Origin of the sequence: Klenkia terrae, assembly GCF_900491935.1 — a bacterium.
Taxonomy (GTDB): domain Bacteria; phylum Actinomycetota; class Actinomycetes; order Mycobacteriales; family Geodermatophilaceae; genus Klenkia; species Klenkia terrae.
Genome location: NZ_UEXK01000004.1, coordinates 1565554 through 1586584, shown reverse-complemented (window position 1 = coordinate 1586584; position 21031 = coordinate 1565554). Strand labels below are relative to the sequence as shown.

Sequence of the window (21031 nt, the reverse complement as noted above, 5' to 3'; positions counted from 1 at the left end):
GACAGCAACGCACGGGTCGTGACGGACCAGTCCAGGCTGCCTCGGCGTGTTGCGCGTGTGACTCGTGGGGCGGGTGGGACAGTCCAGCGGCTCGTACGCCATCCCTCTTCCCCAGGGAGCGCCACCATGCCGCAGCACCCGCTGCGCACCACGCTCGTCGCCGTCCTGGCGTCCGCCGTCGTCGTGCTCGGCCTCGCCGGGCCTGCCGCGGCGGCCCCGCCGGCCCCGGGCAACCCCAGCGACGGCGAGATCACCGCGGCCCAGGCCGCCCAGGACGCGGCCGCGGCCGAGGTCGGTCGGATCGCCGGTCTGGCCGCCGCCGCCCAGGCCCAGCTCGAGCAGGCCCAGGTGCAGGCCGAGTCGGCCGGCATCGCCTACGAGGTGGCCCAGGAGGCCCTCGCGGTCGCCCAGGCGGCCGCCGACCAGACCGCCGCGCAGCTGGCCGCTGCCACCGCCGAGGTGACCGCCGCGCAGGGCCGCATCTCGGTGTTCTCCCGCGACAGCTACATGGACGGGACCGCCCTCACCACCACCGCGGCCCTGCTGGACGCCGCCGGGCCGGGTGAGCTGATCCAGCGGGCCGCGCTGCTGGACTGGGTCGCCGAGAACCAGGTCGACGTCCTCGGCGAGCTCGAGGTGGCCCAGGTGGCCCAGGCCAACGCCGACTCCGCCGCCCGCCAGGCCCGCGACCAGCAGGCCGCCGCCGAGCAGGCCGCGGCCGACGCCAAGACCACGGCCGACAGTCAGGTCGCCTCCCAGCAGTCGGTGTTCGCCTCGGTGAGCGCCGAGAAGGCCGACTACGACGCGCAGCTGCAGGCCGCGCAGATCCAGCTGCTGTCCCTGCAGGGCGCCCGCAACGCCTACCAGGCATGGGTGGACCAGAAGGCCGCCGAGGAGGCCGCCGCGGCCCGCGCCCAGCAGGCCGCCGCGGCCGCCGCCGCTGCGGCCGCCGCCTCCGCCCGCAACGCGGCCGCGGCCTCGTCGTCCTCGGGCTCGGGCTCGGCCCAGGCCGGGTACGTGCTGCCGGCCGCCGGCCGGACCAGCAGCTGCTTCGGCGCTCGCTGGGGCACCACGCACAACGGGGTGGACATGGCTGCCCCGATCGGGACCCCGGTCTACGCCGCGACCGCCGGGACCGTGCAGCGCGCCGGTCCCGCGACCGGCTTCGGCTACGCGGTCTACATCCTGGGAGCCGACGGGGCGGTCACCGTGTACGGCCACATCAGCCGGTACTACGTCTCTGCCGGGCAGCGGGTGCAGGCCGGTCAACAGATCGCCGACGTGGGCAACGAGGGCCAGTCGACCGGTCCGCACCTGCACTTCGAGGTGCACCCCAACGGGGCGATGTACAGCGGGGCGATCGACCCCGTGCCGTGGATGTCCGCCCGCGGTGTCTCGATCCGCGGCTGCTGAACGCACGAGGCCCGGTCCCCCGAGGGGGGATCGGGCCTCGTGCGTCGTGGTGGGTCAGCTGGTCGGCGAGGCGCTCTCGGTGGGGACGTCGCAGTTGGCGGTCACGTAGGTCTCGACCTGTGCCTGCGCGTCGGTGGCCGTGGTCTGCAGCTGGGTGAACTCCGCGACGAAGGCCTGCTGGCCCTCCGGGGTGTTCAGGTCCAGGCCCTGGACGTTGGCCACGGCGGTGTCCAGCGCGCCGGTCAGGACGCCCCAGGGCTCGCTGATCTCGGCCGGGGGCTCGATGGCGTCCAGGCGGGCGGAGGCCTCGGCGAACAGGGCCGGGATGGTGGAGGGGTCGGCGCTCGTGGTCGCGGACTGGAGGTCGGCGAAGGCACCCTCAGCCTCGCTGCAGAACGCGGCGGCCTCGCTGTCGTCGCCACCGGACTCCTCGCTGGAGCTGGGGGCCGCGGCGGAGGAGGACGAGCTGGAGCTGCCCTGGGCGGTGGTCTCGTCGTCGGAGCCGCCACCGCACGCGGTGAGCAGGGCGAGGGCGGCAGCCGCGGAGAGGGTCGTCTTCAGGGTCGTCGTCAGGCGCATGGGTCCAGGCTACGGACCAGCTGTGCCCCCGGACGGGTGGCGTGGCCGACCCGGGGGCGTCCGGGCTGGCTACCGTCGTGCCGTGGACGCCCCCGTCGATCCCCGCCGCAGCTGGTCGCTGCCTGCCCCCGGTGAGCTGCCCCGGACGGCCGAGCCCGAGCCGCTGGTGACCCGGGTGCTGGCCCCGAACCCCTCGCCGATGACGCTGGACGGCACCAACACCTACGTGGTGGGGGCGCCCGGCAGCGGTCAGGTGGTCGTGGTCGACCCGGGGCCCGACGACCCGGTGCACCTGGCCGCGGTGCGCGAGGTGCTGGCGGCGCGGGCCGCCGAGGTGGTCGCGGTCCTGGTGACCCACCACCACGGGGACCACGCCGAGGCGGCCCTGCCGTGGGCGGCGCGGTTCAGCGTGCAGGTGGCGGCGGGTTCGGCCGAGGTGGCCGGGCCCGACGGGCGGGTGCTCGCCGACGGGGACACGGTCACCCTCGCCGGGACGTCGCTGGCCGTCGTCGCGACCCCGGGGCACACCCGGGACCACCTGGCCTTCCGGACCGAGACGGGGTCGGTGCTGGTCGGGGACCACGTGCTGGGCCGGGGGACGTCGGTGGTCACGCACCCCGAGGGCGACGTGCTGGCCTACCTGGACTCGCTGCGCCGGGTGCACCGGCTCGGGCCGGCGGCGCTGTACTGCGGGCACGGGCCCGAGCTGACCGAGGACGTCGGGTCGGTGCTGGAGTTCTACGCGGCGCACCGGGCCTACCGGGAGTTCCAGCTGCTGGAGGCCCTGCTCGGCGGGGACCGGACGGTCGCCGAGCTGGTCGCCCACGTGTACGCGGAGGTGCCGCGCGCGGTGTGGCCGGCCGCCGAGCAGTCGACCCGGGCGACGCTGGCCAAGCTGTCGGCGACCGGCCAGGTCGTGTGCGGTGCGGGGGACAACTGGCGGGTGGCGTGATCGCCGACCTGCGGACCGGTGCGCCGGAGGGCTACCTCGCCGGTGACGACGTGGTCGACCTGGACCACCCGGTGGTGCGGGCGCTGCACGACCGGTTGGCCGCCGACGGCCCGGACGACGCGACCTACGCCCGACGCGCCTTCGAGCACGTGCGGGACCGGGTGGCGCACTCCTCCGACGTCGACGACCCACGGGTGACGGTCCGGGCCTCCGAGGTGGCCGAGGCGGGCGTGGGGCTCTGCTACGCGCAATCGCACCTGCTGGTGGCGCTGCTGCGGTCGCGCGGGATCCCGTCCGGTCTCTGCTACCAGCGGCTGGCCGACGGCTCCGGCGGGCACGTCGTGCACGGCCTGGCGGCGGTCTGGGTGGACCGGCGGTGGCACCGGCTGGACCCGCGCGGGGTGGACGTGCCGTTCGACTTGGTGCGCGAACGGCTGGTGTACGTCCCGGACCCCGGCCTGGGCGAGCGGGACGTCCCGGGTGTCTTCGCCGCGCCGGTCGTGGAGGTGCTGGCCCCGCTGCGGTCGGTGACCGATGTCCGCCGCGCCCGGCTGGCCCACGACGTGCCGTCGATGATCGGGGATCGCTGCCCCTGACCGGGCATCCCACCCCGAGCCCGCCGGGCTGTCCAGGCCGGAGGAACGTCCGTCGTGGCCGGGGTTCTCCGACGTGCCGCCCGGCCTCGGATTGCTCCGTCGACTCCGGTGCCCCCGTCGTGCCGCCCGGCTGCGGATCCGGACGGTCAGAAGGGTGGGGGGTCCGCGCTGGGATCGCTGCCCTCTGCGGCTCGGTGCTCGGCGGCCCGCTCGGCGGAGTCGGTCGAGACGTGGTCGCCGCGCTGGGTCTCGTCGGCTCGACGAGCGAGGGCGGCGTCGAGCTCGGCCTCGATCTCGGCGGCCAGGCGCGCGCGGTCGGCGGCTGCTGCTCGGCGAGCTGCTCGTTGCTCGGGGGTGAGGCTGCGGAACCGCTTCGGGGTGGGTCCGAGGAGGTCGGTGAGGGTGTCGGGGTGGGTGGGTGTCGACANCCCCGATGCCCAGCACGACGGCGACCTCGTCGGCGACCCAGTCGTCGGGCCGGTCGGCGTCGGCCGGGTCATTGCGGCGGCTGCCGGGCAGCGGTTCTTGCGCCGGTTGCAGCTCGGCCAGGCGGGCGATCGCTGCAGCCTGCAGGGCGTGCAGCTGCGCCTGGGCGTCGGCGACGTCGCGCAGCACGGCGTGCACCCTGGCCCGGCCGGTGTCGGGGGTGACCAGCAGCTCGGACAACCGGGTCGATCGCAGGGTGGCACCCGCGGGCGCGAGGCCGGCGGCGATGCGGGTCGCCTGCTCGGCCTCCAGCACCGCCGCGTGGGCGGCGGCTGACGCGAAGACCTCGACCTGGGCAATGCCCACCGACAGCCCCATCCGGGTCCCGACCACCTGCTGCTGCACCGCCACCACCTCCTCGCGCTGTTCGAATATGTGTTCGAAGTCTACCGGGCCTGATCAGCCCGAGCAAGATAAATCCGCAGCTCAGAAGGTTGTCCACAGGCTGTCGACCCGGTGTCTGAGGTAGCTGCGATGCTGGGGTGCCGGGTTGCGCGGGGGCCATCGGGGACCGCAGCGACGAGCGCCTGCGCCGCCCCGAGCCTTCCCGTGCGTCCCTGCAGCGACGGACGCCTGCACCGCCCCGAGCCCTCCCCTGCGTCCCTGCAGCGACGGCCCGCGCGGGAGGTCGTGAGGGAAGGTCCGCCGCGGAAGACGGAAGGCGGAAGGCGGCAGGCGCAGGCGGCAGGGCCCTCCAGGACGGCAACCGCGACGACGGTGGGAGGTCGTGAGGGAAGGTCCGCCGCGGAGGGCGGCAGGCGGCAGGCGTATGCGCAGGCGGCAGGGTTCGCCAGGAGGGTGACCGCGACGAAGGCGGGATGCCAGACTCGGCCATGGGGTTCTGGGCTGCGGTGGTGGGCGTGCTCGTCGTCCTGCTGGTGGTCGGCTGGTCGATGGACCGGGCGGTGCGCAAGCGAGGATCCACGGTCACCCACTCCGGCGACATCTCGTACCAGGCGCGCGAGGGCCGGCGGGACGCCGAGGTGCTCGGCAACGCGCACAACCACGACGTGTCCTGGAGCAGCTGGAGCCGGCGCAACGGCCGTCGCTGAACCGCGTGGCCCGTGCGAGGGTGCAGGGATGAACGAGGTGCCCGTCGTCCGGGCGGCGGACAGCACGGCCGCCCAGCGGCGGGTCGCCGGCGCGCTGGCCGACCGCGGCATCGGCCGGGGGGACCGGCTCGTCGTCTCCGCGACCGCCTCGCCGGAGCTGCTGGCCGTCGTCCTCGGGGCGCTGCGGACCGGCGTCGTCCCCGTGGTGCTGGACCCGGCGCTGCCGGCCGCCGAGCGGGCCGAGCTGGTCGCCGACGCCGACCCCGCGCTGGACGTCGGCGACGACCCCGGGCAGCTGCTCGGCGACACCGAGGCCGACCTCGCCCCGTTCCCGCTGGCCCGGCCGATGCACTACACCTCGGGCACCACCGGACGGCGCAAGGGCGTGTGGTCCGGCGTCCTGGCCGACGACGACGCCCGCGCCCTGGCCACCGAGGAGATCAACCTCTGGGGCTTCGGCCCGGACGACCGGCACCTGGTGCTCTCCCCGCTGCACCACTCCGCGCCGCTCCGGTTCGCCGCGCACACCCTGCTCGCCGGGGGCGAGGTGCTGCTGCCCGGGCCGTTCGACGCAGCGCGCGCCGCCCGCACCATCACCGACCAGGCCCCCACCACGACCTTCTGCGTGCCGACCCACCTGCAGCGGCTGCTCCGCGAGGACGTCGACTGGTCCAGCTTCCGGCTGCTCGCCCACGCCGGCGCCCCCTGCCCGGAGCCGGTCAAGCGGGCGGTCGTCGCGGCCCTCCCCGACGGCGCCGTGCACGAGTTCTACGGGTCCACCGAGGCCCAGTTCACCGTCTGCACGACCGAGGACTGGCTGGCCCGCCCGGGCAGCGTCGGCCGTGCCCGCCCCGGCCGCACGCTGTCCACCGACGAGCGCGGCCAGCTGTGGTGCGCCGTCCCGCGGTGGGCCCGGTTCGAGTACTGGCGCGCGCCGGAGAAGACCGCGGCCGCCTGGGACGGCGACTGGGTCACCGTCGGCGACCTGGGCCGGGTGGACGACGACGGCACCGTCTGGTTGGACGGCCGCCGCGAGGACCTGGTCATCTCCGGCGGGGTCAACGTCTACCCGGCCGAGGTCGAGGCGGTGCTCGACGCGCACCCCGGGGGCGTGGAGTCCGCCGTGTTCGGCGTCCCGGACGACGACTGGGGCCAGCGGGTCGTCGCGGCCTACGTGGGGACGGCGACCCCCGACGAGCTGGCCGCCTGGGCGCGGGAGCGGCTGGGCCCGGCCCAGCGCCCCAAGTCGACACGTCGACTCGACGAGCTCCCGCGCACCTCCCCCGGCAAGGTCCGCCGCCTCGACCTCCCGGGTGTCCTCGGGCTGTGACCGACGTCGTCGTGGTGGGCGCCGGGTCCGCCGGGTGCGCGCTGGCCGCGCGCCTCGTGGACGCCGGTCGCTCGGTGCTGCTGCTGGAGGCCGGCACCGACCACCGCCGTCCCGAGGACTTCCCGGCCACGATCCGGGAGGCCGCCACCATGGGGGCCGCCGTCCCCGGGCACCCGGCCAACTGGGACCTCACCGGCGAGCTGACCGACGGCGTCCGCTGGCCGGTGCCGCGCGGCAAGGTGCTCGGCGGCTCCAGCGCGCTCAACGGCACCTACTTCATCCGGGCCACGCGGGAGGACTGCGACGGCTGGGCCGCCCTCGGCAACGACCTGTGGTCCGCCGACGCCCTGCGCCCGGCGTTCGACCGCAGCGAGGCCGACCCGCTGCACGGCACCACCGGCCCGCTGCCGGTCAGCCGGGTCACCGACCCGCACCCGATCACCGACGCCTTCACCGCGGCCTGCCTCGAGCTGGGCTTCCCGGCCGAGCCGGACAAGAACGCCGACGCCCCGCCCGGGGTGGGGCCGGTGCCGCTGAACGTGCGCGACGGCGTCCGGGTGAACGCCGCGATGGCCTACCTGTCGCCCCGCCGGGACTCCCCGGGGCTCACCGTCCGCGGCGACAGCCCCGTCGTCCGCGTGCTGGTGGAGCACGGCCGGGCGGTCGGCGTGCGCACCGCCGACGGCACCGAGCACCGGGCCGCGGAGGTCGTGCTGAGCTGCGGGGCGGTCGGCACCCCGCACCTGCTGATGCTGTCGGGCATCGGACCGGCCGACGCGCTGCGGGCGGTCGGGGTCGACGTGCTGGCCGACGTCCCCGGCGTGGGCGCCGACGTCACCGACCACCCCGACCTATACGTCACCTGGTCACCCACCCGTCGGACGCCGATGCCCCGCGGCATGCTGCCGCTGACCACCGCGCTGAACACCCCCGACCACCTCGAGGTCATGCCCTGGCTCAAGCCGTTCTCGAAGGTGATGCTGTCCCGCTCCGACGGGCACGCCCTGTCCGGGCTCGCGGAGGTGCTGCGCCGGCCGGGGGCCACCCTCCGGGCGCTGCGCGGGACCTCGCCGGCCAAGGTCTGGCAGCAGGCCCGCACCCGCGACGACCTGTACCTCGGCGTCGCGCTGCAGGCCGAGGACAGCCGCGGGACGGTCGGCCTGACCAGCGCCGACCCGTCGGTCCAGCCGCGCATCCGGTACCGCTACCTGTCGACGGCGACCGACCGGGAGCGGATGCGCCGGGCGGTCCGGCTGGCCGCCGACCTGCTGGGCACCGGCGCGATGGCCGGACTGGTGCAGGGGCGCACCGACCTGCCCGACGACGTGCTGGCCGACGACGCCGCCCTCGACCGCTGGACCCGGGCGCACCTGGCGACCGCCATCCACCTGTCCGGCAGCGCGCGGATGGGGCCGGCCGGTGACCCGGGTGCCGTGGTCGACCAGCACCTGCGGGTCCGCGGGGTCGAGGGGCTGCGGGTGGCCGACACGTCGGTGCTGCCCACCGTGCCCACCCGGGGCCCGGCGGCCACCGCGGTGGCCGTCGGCGAGCGGGCCGCGGAGCTGATGACCGAGCTGTGACCCGGACGAGTGCGTCGGGGCCGCGGACGGACGGGGCGGCGTCGTATCTTGACCGCATGTGGTCCGAGGAGTTCCTGGCACCGTGAGCTCGCCGTACCCCCCGATGCCCTACTCCGGCCAGCACGGAGCCCCGCACCTCGACCCCGGTGTCGCCGGCCTGGACGCCCCGCGCCCGGCGCCGCGCCGCCGGCTGTTCGGCCGTGGCCTGGCCGAGGGCGAACCCACCCCCAGCAACGCCGACCTCACCGCCTGGACGGCGTTCCTCGGGACGCCGGTGCCCTCGCCGCGGCGGGTCGGCGTGATCGCGCTCAAGGGCGGCGTCGGCAAGACCACCCTGTCGGTCCTGCTGGCCAGCACCATCGCCCGCTCCCGGCAGGACCCGGTGCTGCTGTTCGACACCGACACCACCTTCGGGTCGCTGGCGCTGCGCACCGGCGTCCCGCTGCAGGCCTCGGCCCACGAGCTGGCCGCGGCCGGCGACCCGGGCCGGTTCGAGGTGCTCGCCGGGGCCCTGGCCCGCTCGGCCGACGGCGCGTGGGTGCTGCCCAGCGGCCGGGACCCCGAGCAGAGCGCGGCGCTCACCGAGGACGTCTACGTCCAGGCGATGAACGCCGTCTTCCGGCACTTCGCGGTGATGGTGACCGACTGCGGCGCCGGGCTCGCCACCCCGCTCATGCGCCGGGTGGTCAGCGGCTGCCACAGCCTGGTGCTGGCCACCTCGCCCAGCGTCGACGGCATGCTGGCCGCGCACAACGTGCTGCGCTGGCTGCGCACCAGCGGCTTCGAGGCGCTGGCCGACCGGAGCATCGTCACCGTCACCAACGTGCCGGCCGGCGGGGCGGCGATCGACCTCGCCGAGGCCCGCGCCCGGTTCGCCGGGCTGGCCGGGGACTTCCTCTCGGTGCCGGCCGACCGGCACCTGGCCACCGGCAGCCAGCTGCGTCTGGAGCTGCTGGACCACCGCACCCGGGCGGCCGCCGTCCGGCTGGCCGCCTCGGCGTTCGGGGCGTCGCTGGCCACGAGCTGACGGCTACGAGCTGACGGCGATCGCCACGTCGTCGGCGGTGATGGTCTGCAGCTGGGCCACCGTCGGGCGCTCGCCGAGCTGGCGCAGCCGGGCCGACTGCACCTTGCGCAGCTTCTCGAACAGCTTGCGGGCCTCGCGGGCGTTGCCGAAGTCGGCCCCGCGCTGCACCCCGGCGAAGTGGTCGTGCAGCAGGGGGACGGCGGCGTCGTCCAGCAGGTAGTCCCCGGCGCTGATCATCCGGGTGATGATCAGGGTCAGCTCCTCGGGCCCGTAGTTCTCGAACTCCACGGTCTTGACGAACCGCGACGCCAGGCCGGGGTTGGCCTCCAGGAACTGGATCATCTCGGCGGTGTAGCCCGCCGCGATCACCGCGAGGGTGTCCCGCCGGTCCTCCATGAGCTTGACGATCATGTCCACGGCCTCCTGGCCGAAGTCGTTGCCGCCGCCCCCGGCCTGCCGGGTGAGGGTGTACGCCTCGTCGAGGAACACCACCCCGCCGGCGGCCTCGTCGAACACCGCGGCGGTCTTCTCCGCCGTGTGCCCGATGTACTGGCCGACCAGGTCCCGCCGGGAGACCTCCTTCAGCGGGCCGCCGGGCAGGGCGCCGAGCGCGGCCAGCAGCTGCCCGTAGATCCGCCCGACCGTGGTCTTGCCGGTCCCGGGCGCCCCGGCGAACACCAGGTGGTGGCTGGCGCCGCCGACCGCGAGCCCGGCGCTGCGCCGCCACTCGTTGACCTGGATCTCGTCGATCATCGAGCGGACCTCGGCCTTGACCCCCTCCAGGCCGACCATCGCGTCGAGCTCGGCGAGCAGCTCCTCGACCCGCTCGGGGTCACCGCCGGCCGAGCCGTCGGACCCGACGCCCGCCGCGGCGGCCGTGGCCGCCTCGACGACGGTGACGTCGGCGTCCGGGTCCACGTGCACGCCCGGCTCGGCGGTGCGCTCGGTGCGGCAGCCCTCGACCCGGCCGGCCGTGCCCGCCGCGAAGTCGATGCCCACCCCGCCGGTCCCGCGGACGGCGCACCGCTGCAGCACTGCGGTGCTGCCCGAGGCCACCGCGATCCCGGTGCCGCCGCTGCCGGTGATCTCGCAGGAGACCAGCGTCGGCCGCGCCGACTGGTACAGGTACACCCCGCGGGCACCGCTGTCGCGGACCACGCAGTCGCGCAGCTCCGGGTCCGCGCCCAGCCGGACGACGACCCCGTCGTCGGCGGACCCGGTGATCGTGGTCTGCACGACCGTTCCGCCGCTGTCCTCCACGACCAGGCCCTGCGCCCCGCCGACGAGCACGCACCCGGTGACGATCAGCCGGCTGCGGTCGGTGGCCCGCAGGGCGGCGCCGACGCCGGCCTCCAGGCGGCAGGCCTCGACGACCAGCTCGGCGTCGACGGCGTCCAGGACGTGCCCCTCGTCGGCGGTCAGCACCAGCCCGCGCAGGGTCAGCCGGCCGCCGTGCACCCGGACGGTGGGGTCGTAGCCCCGGCCGGTCAGCCGGACGGCGCCCTCGGCGGGGGCGTCGGGGCCCCCGCCGACGGCCGCGGTGGCCGACGGGTCGGCCTCCAGCACCAGGGCCCGGCCGCGGAGGTCGAGCTCGCCGACGTGCTCGCCGGACGACAGGACCACGGTGTCGCCGTCGGCCGCGTCGAGGAGCGCCTCGGCGAGCGTCGGGTAGCTACCGGGACGGGTGGCGGACACCTGCAGGCGTGGGCTCATGGGGCTGCTGACGGTACCGGAGCCCTAGGCTGGGGACCGATGGACGACGAGCAGCCGCCGGTCGACGACCTCCCGTTCGCCGAGCTGTGGGCCTTCGCCGCCGAGTCCGGGGACGAGGCCGCCCGACTGGCGCTGCTGCGCGGCGCCGACCTGGTCGTGCCGGCCAGCACGGACGGCGCGGCCTCCTGGCCGCTGGCCCAGTCGGAGGGTCGGGACTGGGTCACGGTCTGGACGTCGCCCGAGCTCATGGCGGCCGGCGCGCCGGCCGGTCCCTGGCAGGTGGCCTCCTTCGCCGAGCTGGTGCTGCACTGGCCGGACCCGGCCTGGGGCCTGGCCGTGGACCTCGGCACCCCGCACCCGCTGCTGCTGGAACCGGGCACGGTCTCCCGGCTGCTGGCCCCCGACCTGGCCGACGAGGTGGCGGCCGCCCCCGGCGAGGTGGTCTGGGTGCAGCAGGTGGTCCCGATCGCCGGCATCGACCCGCTGCTGCACGAGCGGGACGCCCGTGCCTCGGGCCAGGTGCAGCGCGCCGCGGACCTCGAGCACGTCGGGGCGCCGACGGTGCTGCTGCAGGCCCTGGGACGGGCGGACGAGGAGCTCGCGCTGGTCACCGACGAGGGATCGGTGCACCTGCTGCGCTGGCCGGTCCTGGGCGCCGGGCTGTACGGCGTCGACCGCGACGCCATGGGCCTCGGGCCCGGCCGGACGACGCCGGTGCGCGAGTACCGGGTGGACCAGGTCGCCCTGCCGCACGGCGCGGGGCTCGTGGAGCTGGACCGGCACGGCGCGGAGACCCAGCGCGCCCGCTACGACGCCCTGCACGGCCGGTGGCGGCTGCTCGTGCCGGTGCCGGCGGGGGAGCGGGCATGAGCTGGCGGGCCCGGGTCGAGGGCGAGGAGCACCGGGCGGCGCCGGAGCTGCGGGCGGACGGCTGGTGGGTCTGGCTGCTGTCCCCATCCGAGCGACCGGGCTTCGTCCCCGGCCCGGCCGCCGGGGAGTGGGTCCGCGAGCTGCCGCTGGCCGGGTGCGAGGTGCTGGTGCACCTGCGCCGGGTCGGCACCTGGCGCGGCGCGGACTGCGCCGTGGTCGACGAGCGGGGCACCGAGCTGCTGCTGCAGCACCTCGGCACCGGCGCGCCGGCCCGGGCACTGGGGTTCGAGCAGGTCGAGCGCGGGGTGCACCGGCGCTGGGTCCCGGCCGACGAGGTGCGGGGCGTGCGCGAGGAGCAGACCCTCGCCGCTGGCTGACCGGGTCAGCCGCGGCCGGTGGCGGCGCCGACGAGCCACTGCTCGACGCCGGTGACCCGGTGCTGCACCTGCACGACACCGGCCCGCGAGGCCAGCAGCAGGGCGTCGTCCCGGCCGGTGGACCGCAGCAGCGTCTCGTCCAGGTTGAGCACCCGCGCGAGCTGCCGGGCCTCGGTGCGGGACAGCGGCCGGGAGACCACGACGTCCGCGGAGCCGAGCGCGCCGCGGCCCCACTCGTGCGTGCTGTCCACGCAGGTGAGCACCGCCGACCAGCGCCCGGCCCGGCGGGAGTCCCCCGCGGCCGCGGCGTCGCCGTCCAGCACGAGCAGGCGGGGCCGGCCGGGCGTGCCCGGCTGCTCGTCGCCGGCCGGTGCCTGGCGGCCGCGGTCGTGCGGGACCACCACGACCTGGCCGTCGGCGGCGGCCAGCCGGACCAGCGCCGTCCACGCCGAGGGGCGGTCGGACTCGATGCTGACCACGGCGCCCAGGGCCATCGCCCGCAGCACGAGCCGCTGCACCAGACCCAGCCCGCCCAGGCACACCGCGGCGGTCGGCTCGGACCGGAACAGGCTCAGCACGACCGGCAGGCCGGCGTCGTCCACGCCGACGACCAGCCCGCCGCCGCCGACGAGCGACCGGGTGCCGGCGGCCGTGGTCGCGGTGGCCGGGAGCACCTCGAGGGCGGGCACCGGCAGGGTGCCGGGTTCGCCGCTCACCGGAGGAACCCGCCCAGGGGGAGGGTGGCGGCGACGCCGGCGCGCTGCCGGCCGTCCAGCCGCCGCAGCACACCCGCGCCCACGGCGCCGGCCAGCACCTCGGGCCCGGTGCCCCCGTCGGGCACGACGGTCCGCAGCGTGACCTGGGTGTCGACGAAGCCGTCGTCACCCCGGCGGGCGGCCACGGCCAGCATGGTCGCGGTACCGGCGGCGAGGGTGCGCTCGCGCAGCTCGGCGACCGCGGCGGGGAGCTCGGACACCCGGTCGGCCGGCAGGTCGAGCGCGCTGGTCACGCACCGGTGGCCGCCGGCCGACCAGCTGGACCAGCGCTCGTGCACGGCGGGGGCGGGCCCGACCTGGTCGCCGAGCAGGCCGAGCACCCCGGTCACGGCGTCCTCGGGGGCGAGCGGGACGGCCCGCAGGCCGGCCTTGCGCAGCCGCCGCACCACCCGGCGGGCGGCGTTGGCCAGGGCGGTGCGCAGGGCCGGGTCCTCGTCGTCGGCCCCGCGGAGCACCTGCACGGCGACCCAGCAGCGGGAGACGGCGGGCACCCGCCCACCGGTCAGCTCCCGGTAGGACAGGGCGGCTGGTCCCTCGCCGACGCCGGCCGGGTGGACCTGCTCGAGCCCCTGCAGGGTGAACCGGGGGCCGCCCTCGTCCGCGGCCGGCAGCAGGGCGGGGACCGGCGGCAGGACGACGGTCCGCGCCAGGTAGGGCCGGTCCCCGGTCGAGGGGACCCCCACCGCCACGGACAGCCCGCCGTCGTGCACCCACAGCGCGGCCGGGACGCCGTCGAGGTCCAGCTGGTCCAGCCAGCCGCCGTCGACGACCGCGTCGAGCACGGCCTCCGCGAGGCGGGGTGCCGGGGCCTGCGCGGGCAGGGTCCGGCGACGCCGGCGCAGCCCGTGCCGGAGGCGGAGGCCGGCCCACTCGTAGCCCCAGCGGCCCGACCAGCGGGTCAGCGACAGGGCCAGGACGGCGACCACCGCGACGGCGACCGGCACCAGCACCGGCCAGGGCTGGCGGTGTGCGGCGACGGCGGCGACCAGGGCGATCTCGACGGCGACGACCTGCCCGGCGCGCAGGCGGCCGGTCCGGGTACGGCNCCTGGAAGCCCCCGGCGGCGTCGGAGGTCCAGTCGGCGGCCAGCGTGGTGCCCTTGCTCCGCAGCAGGGCCGCCTGGCCCTCGAGCACCCCGGCCAGGGCGGACCAGCCGTCGGCCGCGGCGGTCAGCGACGTCGGGTCCTCGAGCATGACGTAGCGGTACATGGTGGTCACGTCGAGGGTGTTGAAGTTGTGGTCGTCGGAGGCGTCGGCCGCGTCGACCGGGTAGGAGACGCTGACCGGGCCGCCGGGATCGGTCGGCACGGTCAGCCGGTGGAGTACGGCGACGAGGGCGCCGACGTCTGCGACCAGTCGTTGTACGGCGTCGGCGGACGGTCGGTCTCCGTGTGGACCTCGCCGTCCTCGCCGACGGTCACCGTCGCGTCGTACCCGTCCTCGCGCTCCTGCTCGGCCCAGTCCAGCGCCTCCTGGTACTCACCGGCGGTGCTGGTGTTCTCCTCGCCGGCGCCGCTGGCCTCCTCGTAGCTGTCCGGCGCGACGTACTCCACGATCGGGTTGCCGTACTCGTCGTAGCCGGTGACCTGCTGGGTGGCGCTGGCCTGCCGGACCGCCTCCTGGTGGTCCTCGATCGTGTCGTTGGCCAGGTTCATCCGCTGGACGGGGGTCAGGCCCGCGGGGCCGGCGCCGCCGGCGGGCTGCTCGGCGGCGGCGGCCGCGGCGTCGGCCCGGGCCTGGTCGGCGGCCGGGCCGGTGAGCGTGACACCAGCCGGGGTCGTGTACGGCGAGCCGGGCGGCTCCTCGCCCATGCGGCGGTACAGCTGGGCGAGCCGGCGATGCTCCGCCTCCGCCGCGGCCTGCTGGGCGGCGAGCTCGCTGGACAGGGTGCTGGTGCCGGCCGGCGGGTACAGCGCGCCGTTGACGCTGTTCATCTGGGCCGCCTGGCTGGTGTCGCCGTGCTGGTAGTTCCAGGCCACGATCGTGGCGATGTTGGACAGCGCCTGGGCGTTGAGCGCGACGTCCTGCATGTAGAGGGTCAGCGACTGCGCCAGCTGCCGGTAGTGCGCCTGCGCGGCGCCCGAGCCGGGCACGCCGCTGAGCCCCACGGAGGCCCCGGCGATGGGTCCGATCTGCTTCCCGGCCTCGCCGACGGCCGACATGCCGTCGGTGCGCATCGACAGCGCGTACTCACGGACGGCGTCCAGGGTGACGTCGGTGCCCTCGGCCACGTGCCCTCCTCGCGTCAGCCGCGCCGGGTGGCGGCATCGGTCCGCCATGCTAACGGGACCGGGTGGTCCCGCCCACCCGACGGCGGTCGTCGGGCACCAGGATCAGGAGGTCGGCGGGGACCAGGCGAGCTGGACCAGCTGCGTCCCACCCCGGCGGGTGACCAGCCAGCCCCGTCCGGGTGGCTGCGGGCCGGGGCGCACCGAGCCGACCAGGGCGCCCTCCTCGCGGTTGCCCGACAGCACGATGCCGGGGCTGGCCAGCTCCCGGAGCCGCTGCAGCACCGGCTCGAACAGCGCGCGCCCGGCACCGCCGCTGCGCCGGGTGACGACCAGGTGCAGCCCGACGTCGCGGCCCTGGGCGATGAACTCCAGCAGCGGGGCCAGCGGGTTGGGGGTCCCGCTGGCCACCAGGTCGTAGTCGTCGACCAGGAGGTAGAGCTCGGGTCCGGTCCACCAACTGCGGTTGCGCAGCTGCTCGGTGGTGACGTCCGGGCCGGGCAGCCGGGTGCGCATGACCCCGGTGATCTCCTCGACCATCGTGGTCGCGGTCGGCCCGGAGGTGCCGTAGGCCAGCAGGTGATCGGGGCTGATCGCGCCGAGCAGGCTGCGCCGGTAGTCCAGCGCGACGATCCGGGCCTCCTGCGGCGTGCACTGCTCGCTGATCCGCCGGGCGAACGAGCGCAGGAAGGCGCTCTTGCCCGACTCCGCGTCGCCGAAGACGACCAGGTGCGGGTCGCCGGTGAGGTCCAGGTGCACCGTGGACAGGTCGTCCTCGGCGATGCCGACCGCGAACCCGCGGTTGGGGTCGGACAGCAGCTGCTCGTGCGCGACGTGGTCGGGCAGCAGCCGGACGCCGGGTGCGGCGGGCCCCGTCCACGCCTCGGCCACCCGGTCGACCAGGTCGGCCTGGCCGGCGGCGAGGTCGTCGGCGGACTGCTCGCCGTCGATGCGGGGGAGCGCGGTGAGGATGTGCGCCTTGCCGGCCTCCAGGCCGCGGCCGGGGGTGCCGGTGGGCACGTTGGTCGCCGTCCGGCGGTCGATCATCGAGTCCGAGGTGTCGCCGAGCCGCAGCTCGACCTTGGTGCCGAACAGGTCGCGGACGGCGGGCCGCAGGTCCAGCCAGCGCGACGCCGCGGCGACGACGTGCAGGCCGTAGGAGGGACCCCGGGTGGCCAGGTCGGTGACCAGGGGCTCCAGGTCCTCGAACTCGCCGCGGATGGTGGACCAGCCGTCGACGACCAGCACGACGTCGCCGAACGGGTCGTCGGCCACCCGCCCGGCGCGCAGCCCGCGCCGGTAGGCGGCGACGCTCTCGGTCCCCAGCTGGGCGAAGCGCGCCTCGCGGGCGGCCAGCAGGCCGCGCAGCTCGGCGATCGTGCGCCGGACGACGGCGACGTCGTTGCGGCCGGCGACCGCGCCGACGTGCGGCAGCCGGCGCAGCGCACCGAGCCCGCCGCCGCCGAAGTCGAAGCAGTAGAACTGCACCTCGCGCGGGGTGTGGGTCAGCGCCAGCGAGGTGATCAGCGAGCGCAGCAGGGTGCTCTTGCCGCTCTGCGGACCGCCGACGACGACGGCGTGCCCGCCGCTGCTGGTCAGGTCCAGCACCAGCGGGTCGCGGCGCTGCTCGGCGGGGCGGTCGACCACGCCGACGTGGGCGCGCAGCGTGCCGGTCAGGTCGGGGTTGTCGACGGTCAGGCCCCGGGCCGGGTCGGTGACCAGGGGCGGCAGCAGCTGGTCCAGCGTCGGGGGCTCCTGCAGGGGCGGCAGCCACACCTGGTGGGCGGGGGTGCCCTGCCCCTCCAGCCGGTCGACCAGGACGTCGAGCAGGCTCTCGCCCAGCGTGTCGACCTCGGTCGGGTCCGGGACGTCGGCGTCGTCGTCCTCGGTGGGGACCGGCAGCGCCGGCGCCACGTAGGAGGACTCGTAGGCCAGCACCGCGGGGCCGGCCGACGTGCCGACGTCGGGGGCGGCGGACGCCCGGCGGTAGGTGCCCGACACGTAGGCCGCCCGGAACCGCTCCAGCGGGTCGGTGCCGAACTTGACGTAGCCGAACCCGGGGGCGCGGGGCAGCTCGAAGGCGTCGGGGGCCGACAGCACGACCCGGCTCTCCATGGCCGAGTTGGTCCGCAGCGCGATCCGGTAGGACAGGTGGGTGTCCAGCCCGCGCAGCCGGCCCTCCTCCAGGCGCTGCGAGGCAAGAAGCAGGTGCACGCCCAGCGAGCGGCCCACCCGGCCGATCTGCACGAACATGTCGATGAAGTCGGGCTTGGCGCTCAGCAGCTCGCTGAACTCGTCGCAGACGATGAGCAGGCTGGGCAGCGGGGCCAGCGGCACCCCGGACAGCCGGGCCCGCTCGTAGTCCCGCAACGAGGCGTAGTTGCCGGCCGAGCGCAGCAGCTCCTGGCGGCGCACCAGCTCGCCGTTGATGGCGTCGGTCATGCGGTCGACCAGGGGCAGCTCGTCGGCCAGGTTGGTGATGACCGCCGAGGTGTGCGGCAGCCGGTCCAGCCGGGTGAAGGTGGCCCCGCCCTTGAAGTCGCTGAGCACGAAGTTCAGCGTCTCGGAGTCGTGCGTGCAGGCCAGGGCCAGCACCAGGGTGCGCAGCAGCTCGGACTTGCCGGACCCGGTGGCCCCGACCAGCAGGCCGTGCGGCCCGACGCCGTCCTGGGCGCTCTCCTTGAGGTCCAGCTCCAGCGGTGCGCCGTCGGCGCCGACACCGATCGGGACCCGCAGCTGGTCGCGGTTGGGGCGGGGGGCCCACCCGCTGGAGACGTCGAAGCTGAACGGGTCGGTGATGCCGAGCAGGTCGGCCAGGTCGGTGGTGGCGGTCATCGCCTTCTCGCCGGTGCCGCCGGCCGACAGCCGCAGCGGGGCGAGCTGCCGGGCCAGGGACTCGGCGGCGGCACCGGTGAGCGCGTCGGCCCGGCCGAGCTCGACCTCGCCGTCGGTGGTGCGGCTGCTGAGCCGGCCGTCGGCGGTGACCTCCAGGACCAGCGTGCCGCGGTCCAGCAGCCGGGGCGGTGCGGTGGTCAGGTCCAGCACGGTCACGCCCTCGACCCCGCCCTCGCTGGCCAGGTGGTCGGAGCCGGCGGTCTCCCCGCCGTCCAGGACGACGAGCACGTGCGGGCCGCCGACGGTGGTCACCGGTCCGCTGGGGTTGAACCGCGGCCGGACGGCGACCAGGTCGTCGAGCTGGGCCTCCAGCGCCGGCAGGGTCGGCGCCATGAGCCGCACCCGGCCCAGGGCGTCCGACCGCTCGGGGTGCTGGGCGTGCGGCAGCCACTTGGCGTACTCCCACGCCTCGCGCCGGTCGGTGCCGGCGCACACGGCGACCAGGACGTCGTCGGGGCTGTGGTGGGTGGTGAGCTGGGCGACCACCGCGCGGGCCAGGGCCTCCTGCTGCTCGACGGGGCCCAGGACGTGCACCCGGCCGAACCCGTTGAGGGCCATCGACACCGGCAGGTCGGGCACCGCGGACCAGGTCAGCACGAACCGGCGCAGCGCGGCCGCCGACAGCGGCTCCAGCTCGTCCAGCGGCCCGGTCTGCGGCGGCACCACCGGGGTGGCCAGCGCCTGCGGGCCCAGCCCGATCCGCACGACGCCGAAGTCGGCGTGGTCGGCCCGCCGCTCCCACAGTCGGTGGCTGGCCGCGGTGGTCCACAGCTGGTCGGGGTCGGGGTGCCGGTAGAGCATCGCCCGGCGCTGCTGCTCGGCCGCCCGCTGGGCCGAGCGCCGCTGCAGGGACAGGTGCCGGAGGTAGGACCGGCGCTTGCCGGCCATCTCCTTCTTGCCCCCGCCGCCGCCGTTCATGAAGCCCATGGCGACCATGCCCAGCGCGGAGACGCCGAACAGCCCGCCGGCCACGTAGCCCAGCGGCCCGCCGCGCCCGCTGGTGAACAGCAATGCCATGGCCCCGGCACCGGCCAGCATGGGCAGCACCATGAGCATCTGGGACCACTTGCGGCCGCCCTCGGTGGGCAGCTCGGGCGGGGGGTCGAGCACGATCTCCCCGGCCGGCAGCTCCGGGGCGTCCCGGCGCGGACGGCGTCGGACGACGACGGTGCTCAGCTCTCGGCCCTCCTCGCCCGGCTCCCCCGACGGCGGGAGGCCCGTCCGTATCGTATGGGCCGCCCGCCCGACGCCGTCCCCGCCGGCGACCCGAGCCCTGGAGTGCCGATGAGCCACCGCCCCGCCCGACTGCTGCTGGCCGCGGCCGCCTCCGCCCTGCTGCTCGCCGGGTGCGGCGGCGGGGTCGACGAGGAGGTCGGGGCCGCGTCGTCGTCGGCCGCCGGGCAGTCCGAGGGAGGCAGCAGCGAGGGGGGCAGCACCGAGGACGACGGTGCCGGTGCGCCCGCGGTCGAGTACGACACGGTCGCCGTCCCGGACGAGTTCGGCGGCGGCGAGATCCCGGTGCCGCCGGGGCTGACCCCGGGGGAGCCGGTCGTCACCGGCGGCGAGTGGGAGATCGAGATCGACGGGATCGACAAGGAGGAGGGCGTGGCGTTCTACGCCCAGGCCCTGCCGGCCGCGGGCTTCACGGTGGACGTGGAGAACGAGCTGCTGGTGACCGCCTCCGACGACACCCGCACCGTGACCGCGACGCTGTCCCCCGGTCCCGACGGCGTGTCCGTCACCGTCGCACCCGTCTCGTGACCCGGGCGGTCGGCTCCGGGCTCGCCCGGATCACCGTCGCGGCCCCCACCCGACGGGTGGACGTCGCGCTGCCCGACGGCGTGGCGGTCGCCGAGCTGCTGCCGATGCTGCTGCGGCACGCCGGCGGCGAGCTCGCCGACCTCGGCCAGGAGCAGGGCGGGTGGGTGCTGCGCCGTCCCGACGGCACCCCCGTCGAGCCCGACCGGTCGCTGGTCGCCCAGGAGGTCCGGGACGGCGACGTCCTGCACCTGGTGCCCAGCCGCGAGCAGTGGCCCGAGCTCGACTACGACGACGTCGTCGACGCCATCGCCCGCAGTGCCCGCGACCGCAGCCGCAGCTGGGGCAGCGCGGCCACCCGCCGCGCCGGGATCGCCGCCGGCACGGCCGGCCTGGTGGTCGCCGGCCTGGTCGTGGCCACGACCGGACCGGACGACTGGGGCCGGGCCGGCGCCGTCCTGCTCGGGCTGGGCGCGGTGGCCCTGGTGGTCGCCCTGCTGCTGGCCCGGGCGACGGGCGACGCGGGCGCAGCGGTGCCCTTCGGCGCCGTCGCGCAGCTGGCCGTGGCCGGCGGTGCGCTGGTGGTCGGGCTCGGGGCGCAGCCGCTGGGCGAGCTCGGCCCGTGGCAGTGGCTGTCCGCCGCGCTGGCGCTGGTCGCGGTCTCGCTGCTGGTCCTGGGCGCGGTCTCGGTGTCCGCCGAGGGGCCGGTCGCCGGCATCGCGCTCGGCGTCCTGGGCGCGGTCGCGGCCGCCGCGGCGCTCACCGGCGCCGTGGACGCGCTGGACGCGGCCGCGCTCGTGGTCTCGCTGACCGTCGTGCTGATCCCCGCCGTCCCGCTGCTGTCGGTCCGGCTGGGCAAGGTGCCGATGCCGGTGCTGCCGACCACCACCGAGGACCTGCTCGCCGACGGCCCCCAGGTCCCGCGCTCCCGGGTGGCCGCGCGGGTGCGGCGGGCCGACGAGATCCTGACCGGCCTGCTCACCGGGACCGCCGCGGCCGCGCTGGCCGCCGGTGCCGTCCTGGTGGCGTCGGGGCGGACGTCGGCGCTGGTGCTGGTCGCGCTGGTGACGGTGAGCGCGCTGCTGCGGGCCCGGCTGTTCCCGGCGTCCCGGCACCGCCTGCCGTTCCTGGCCACCGGGCTGGGCGGGGTCGTGCTGCTGGTGGTCGCCGCCCTCGCCCTGGAGCCGGGGCAGCGGCTGACCGTCCTGGTGCCGGTGCTCGTCGTCCTCGCCCTGCTGGCGCTGGTCGCCGGGCTGCGGCTGCAGGACCGCGCGCCGAGCCCGTACCTGGGCCGGCTCGCCGACGTCCTGGACGTGCTGGTGGCGCTGGCCGTCGTGCCCGTGGCCTGCCTGGTGGCGGGCCTGTACGGGTACGTCCGCGGGCTGTACGGCTGAGGGCG

At 76.4% G+C, this 21031-nt stretch carries 17 protein-coding genes; 11 read left to right on the top strand and 6 right to left on the bottom strand.

Annotated features, from left to right (window positions below; genetic code table 11):
* Positions 1-126 precede the first annotated feature (126 nt).
* Positions 127-1413, top strand: coding sequence for a M23 family metallopeptidase (locus LFA75_RS08250; protein ID WP_225233163.1), 1287 nt, complete (start codon positions 127-129; stop codon positions 1411-1413).
* Positions 1414-1467: 54 nt separating this feature from the next.
* Here LFA75_RS08250 and LFA75_RS08245 read toward each other — a convergent pair whose 3' ends face one another.
* On the bottom strand, positions 1468-1992 hold the full coding sequence (locus LFA75_RS08245) for a hypothetical protein (protein ID WP_225233162.1): 525 nt from the start codon (positions 1990-1992) through the stop codon (positions 1468-1470).
* 82 nt (positions 1993-2074) lie between these two features.
* On the opposite strand from LFA75_RS08245, the gene LFA75_RS08240 reads away from it, so the two are divergent.
* From LFA75_RS08240 to LFA75_RS08215, 6 genes are all read left to right on the top strand, one after another.
* Positions 2075-2944, top strand: coding sequence for an MBL fold metallo-hydrolase (locus LFA75_RS08240; protein WP_225233161.1), 870 nt, complete (start codon positions 2075-2077; stop codon positions 2942-2944).
* The gene (locus LFA75_RS08235) at positions 2941-3540 is read left to right on the top strand and encodes a transglutaminase-like domain-containing protein (RefSeq protein ID WP_225233160.1); all 600 of its coding nucleotides are present in this window, start codon (positions 2941-2943) and stop codon (positions 3538-3540) included. Before LFA75_RS08240 ends, LFA75_RS08235 begins: the two co-directional genes overlap by 4 nt.
* A gap of 1304 nt (positions 3541-4844) precedes the next feature.
* On the top strand, positions 4845-5078 hold the full coding sequence (locus LFA75_RS08230) for a hypothetical protein (RefSeq protein ID WP_225233159.1): 234 nt from the start codon (positions 4845-4847) through the stop codon (positions 5076-5078).
* Positions 5079-5106: 28 nt separating this feature from the next.
* Entirely contained in the window at positions 5107-6408 is a 1302-nt protein-coding gene (locus tag LFA75_RS08225) for a class I adenylate-forming enzyme family protein (RefSeq protein WP_225233158.1), read from the top strand.
* Complete coding sequence (locus LFA75_RS08220) at positions 6405-7988, top strand: GMC family oxidoreductase (protein ID WP_225233157.1); 1584 nt, start codon at positions 6405-6407, stop codon at positions 7986-7988. Before LFA75_RS08225 ends, LFA75_RS08220 begins: the two co-directional genes overlap by 4 nt.
* 82 nt (positions 7989-8070) lie before the next feature.
* Positions 8071-9015 carry a MinD/ParA family ATP-binding protein gene (locus tag LFA75_RS08215; protein WP_225233156.1) on the top strand — a complete coding sequence of 315 codons (945 nt, stop codon included), beginning with the start codon at positions 8071-8073 and terminating at the stop codon, positions 9013-9015.
* A 3-nt stretch (positions 9016-9018) separates the two neighbouring features.
* Here LFA75_RS08215 and LFA75_RS08210 read toward each other — a convergent pair whose 3' ends face one another.
* On the bottom strand, positions 9019-10728 hold the full coding sequence (locus tag LFA75_RS08210) for a right-handed parallel beta-helix repeat-containing protein (RefSeq protein WP_225233155.1): 1710 nt from the start codon (positions 10726-10728) through the stop codon (positions 9019-9021).
* 39 nt (positions 10729-10767) lie between these two features.
* Between LFA75_RS08210 and LFA75_RS08205 the strand changes: the two genes are divergently transcribed.
* On the top strand, positions 10768-11598 hold the full coding sequence (locus LFA75_RS08205; protein ID WP_225233154.1) for an SseB family protein: 831 nt from the start codon (positions 10768-10770) through the stop codon (positions 11596-11598).
* Positions 11595-11975 carry a hypothetical protein gene (locus LFA75_RS08200; RefSeq protein WP_225233153.1) on the top strand — a complete coding sequence of 127 codons (381 nt, stop codon included), beginning with the start codon at positions 11595-11597 and terminating at the stop codon, positions 11973-11975. Before LFA75_RS08205 ends, LFA75_RS08200 begins: the two co-directional genes overlap by 4 nt.
* Positions 11976-11980: 5 nt before the next feature.
* Here the strand turns inward: LFA75_RS08200 and LFA75_RS08195 are convergent, their stop codons facing one another.
* The 4 genes from LFA75_RS08195 to eccCa all read right to left on the bottom strand — a co-directional run bounded on the left by LFA75_RS08195 (position 11981) and on the right by eccCa (position 18984).
* Positions 11981-12691, bottom strand: coding sequence for a hypothetical protein (locus LFA75_RS08195; protein ID WP_225233152.1), 711 nt, complete (start codon positions 12689-12691; stop codon positions 11981-11983).
* Positions 12688-13701: a type VII secretion protein EccE gene (locus LFA75_RS08190; RefSeq protein ID WP_225233151.1), complete on the bottom strand. Its 1014-nt coding sequence runs from the start codon at positions 13699-13701 to the stop codon at positions 12688-12690. Before LFA75_RS08190 ends, LFA75_RS08195 begins: the two co-directional genes overlap by 4 nt.
* A gap of 360 nt (positions 13702-14061) precedes the next feature.
* Positions 14062-14982, bottom strand: a complete 921-nt coding sequence (locus tag LFA75_RS08185; RefSeq protein WP_225233150.1) for a hypothetical protein — start codon at positions 14980-14982, stop codon at positions 14062-14064.
* Positions 14983-15084: 102 nt separating this feature from the next.
* Complete coding sequence (gene eccCa / locus LFA75_RS08180; protein WP_225233149.1) at positions 15085-18984, bottom strand: type VII secretion protein EccCa; 3900 nt, start codon at positions 18982-18984, stop codon at positions 15085-15087.
* A 174-nt stretch (positions 18985-19158) separates the two neighbouring features.
* On the opposite strand from eccCa, the gene LFA75_RS08175 reads away from it, so the two are divergent.
* Together LFA75_RS08175 and eccD are read left to right on the top strand one after the other, a co-directional pair.
* Complete coding sequence (locus LFA75_RS08175) at positions 19159-19635, top strand: hypothetical protein (RefSeq protein WP_225233148.1); 477 nt, start codon at positions 19159-19161, stop codon at positions 19633-19635.
* On the top strand, positions 19632-21026 hold the full coding sequence (gene eccD, locus LFA75_RS08170; RefSeq protein ID WP_225233147.1) for a type VII secretion integral membrane protein EccD: 1395 nt from the start codon (positions 19632-19634) through the stop codon (positions 21024-21026). The genes LFA75_RS08175 and eccD overlap by 4 nt, the downstream gene beginning before the upstream one ends.
* Positions 21027-21031 lie beyond the last annotated feature (5 nt).

Bases quoted from the DNA above. Each gene is read 5' to 3' on its own strand.
- LFA75_RS08210 (WP_225233155.1), bottom strand. From the start codon at position 10,728: ATGAGCCCACGCCTGCAGGTGTCCGCCACCCGTCCCGGTAGCTACCCG.
- LFA75_RS08205 (WP_225233154.1), top strand. From the start codon at position 10,768: ATGGACGACGAGCAGCCGCCGGTCGACGACCTCCCGTTCGCCGAGCTG.
- LFA75_RS08245 (WP_225233162.1), bottom strand. From the start codon at position 1,992: ATGCGCCTGACGACGACCCTGAAGACGACCCTCTCCGCGGCTGCCGCC.
- LFA75_RS08200 (WP_225233153.1), top strand. From the start codon at position 11,595: ATGAGCTGGCGGGCCCGGGTCGAGGGCGAGGAGCACCGGGCGGCGCCG.
- LFA75_RS08250 (WP_225233163.1), top strand. From the start codon at position 127: ATGCCGCAGCACCCGCTGCGCACCACGCTCGTCGCCGTCCTGGCGTCC.
- LFA75_RS08175 (WP_225233148.1), top strand. From the start codon at position 19,159: ATGAGCCACCGCCCCGCCCGACTGCTGCTGGCCGCGGCCGCCTCCGCC.
- LFA75_RS08230 (WP_225233159.1), top strand. From the start codon at position 4,845: ATGCCAGACTCGGCCATGGGGTTCTGGGCTGCGGTGGTGGGCGTGCTC.
- LFA75_RS08225 (WP_225233158.1), top strand. From the start codon at position 5,107: ATGAACGAGGTGCCCGTCGTCCGGGCGGCGGACAGCACGGCCGCCCAG.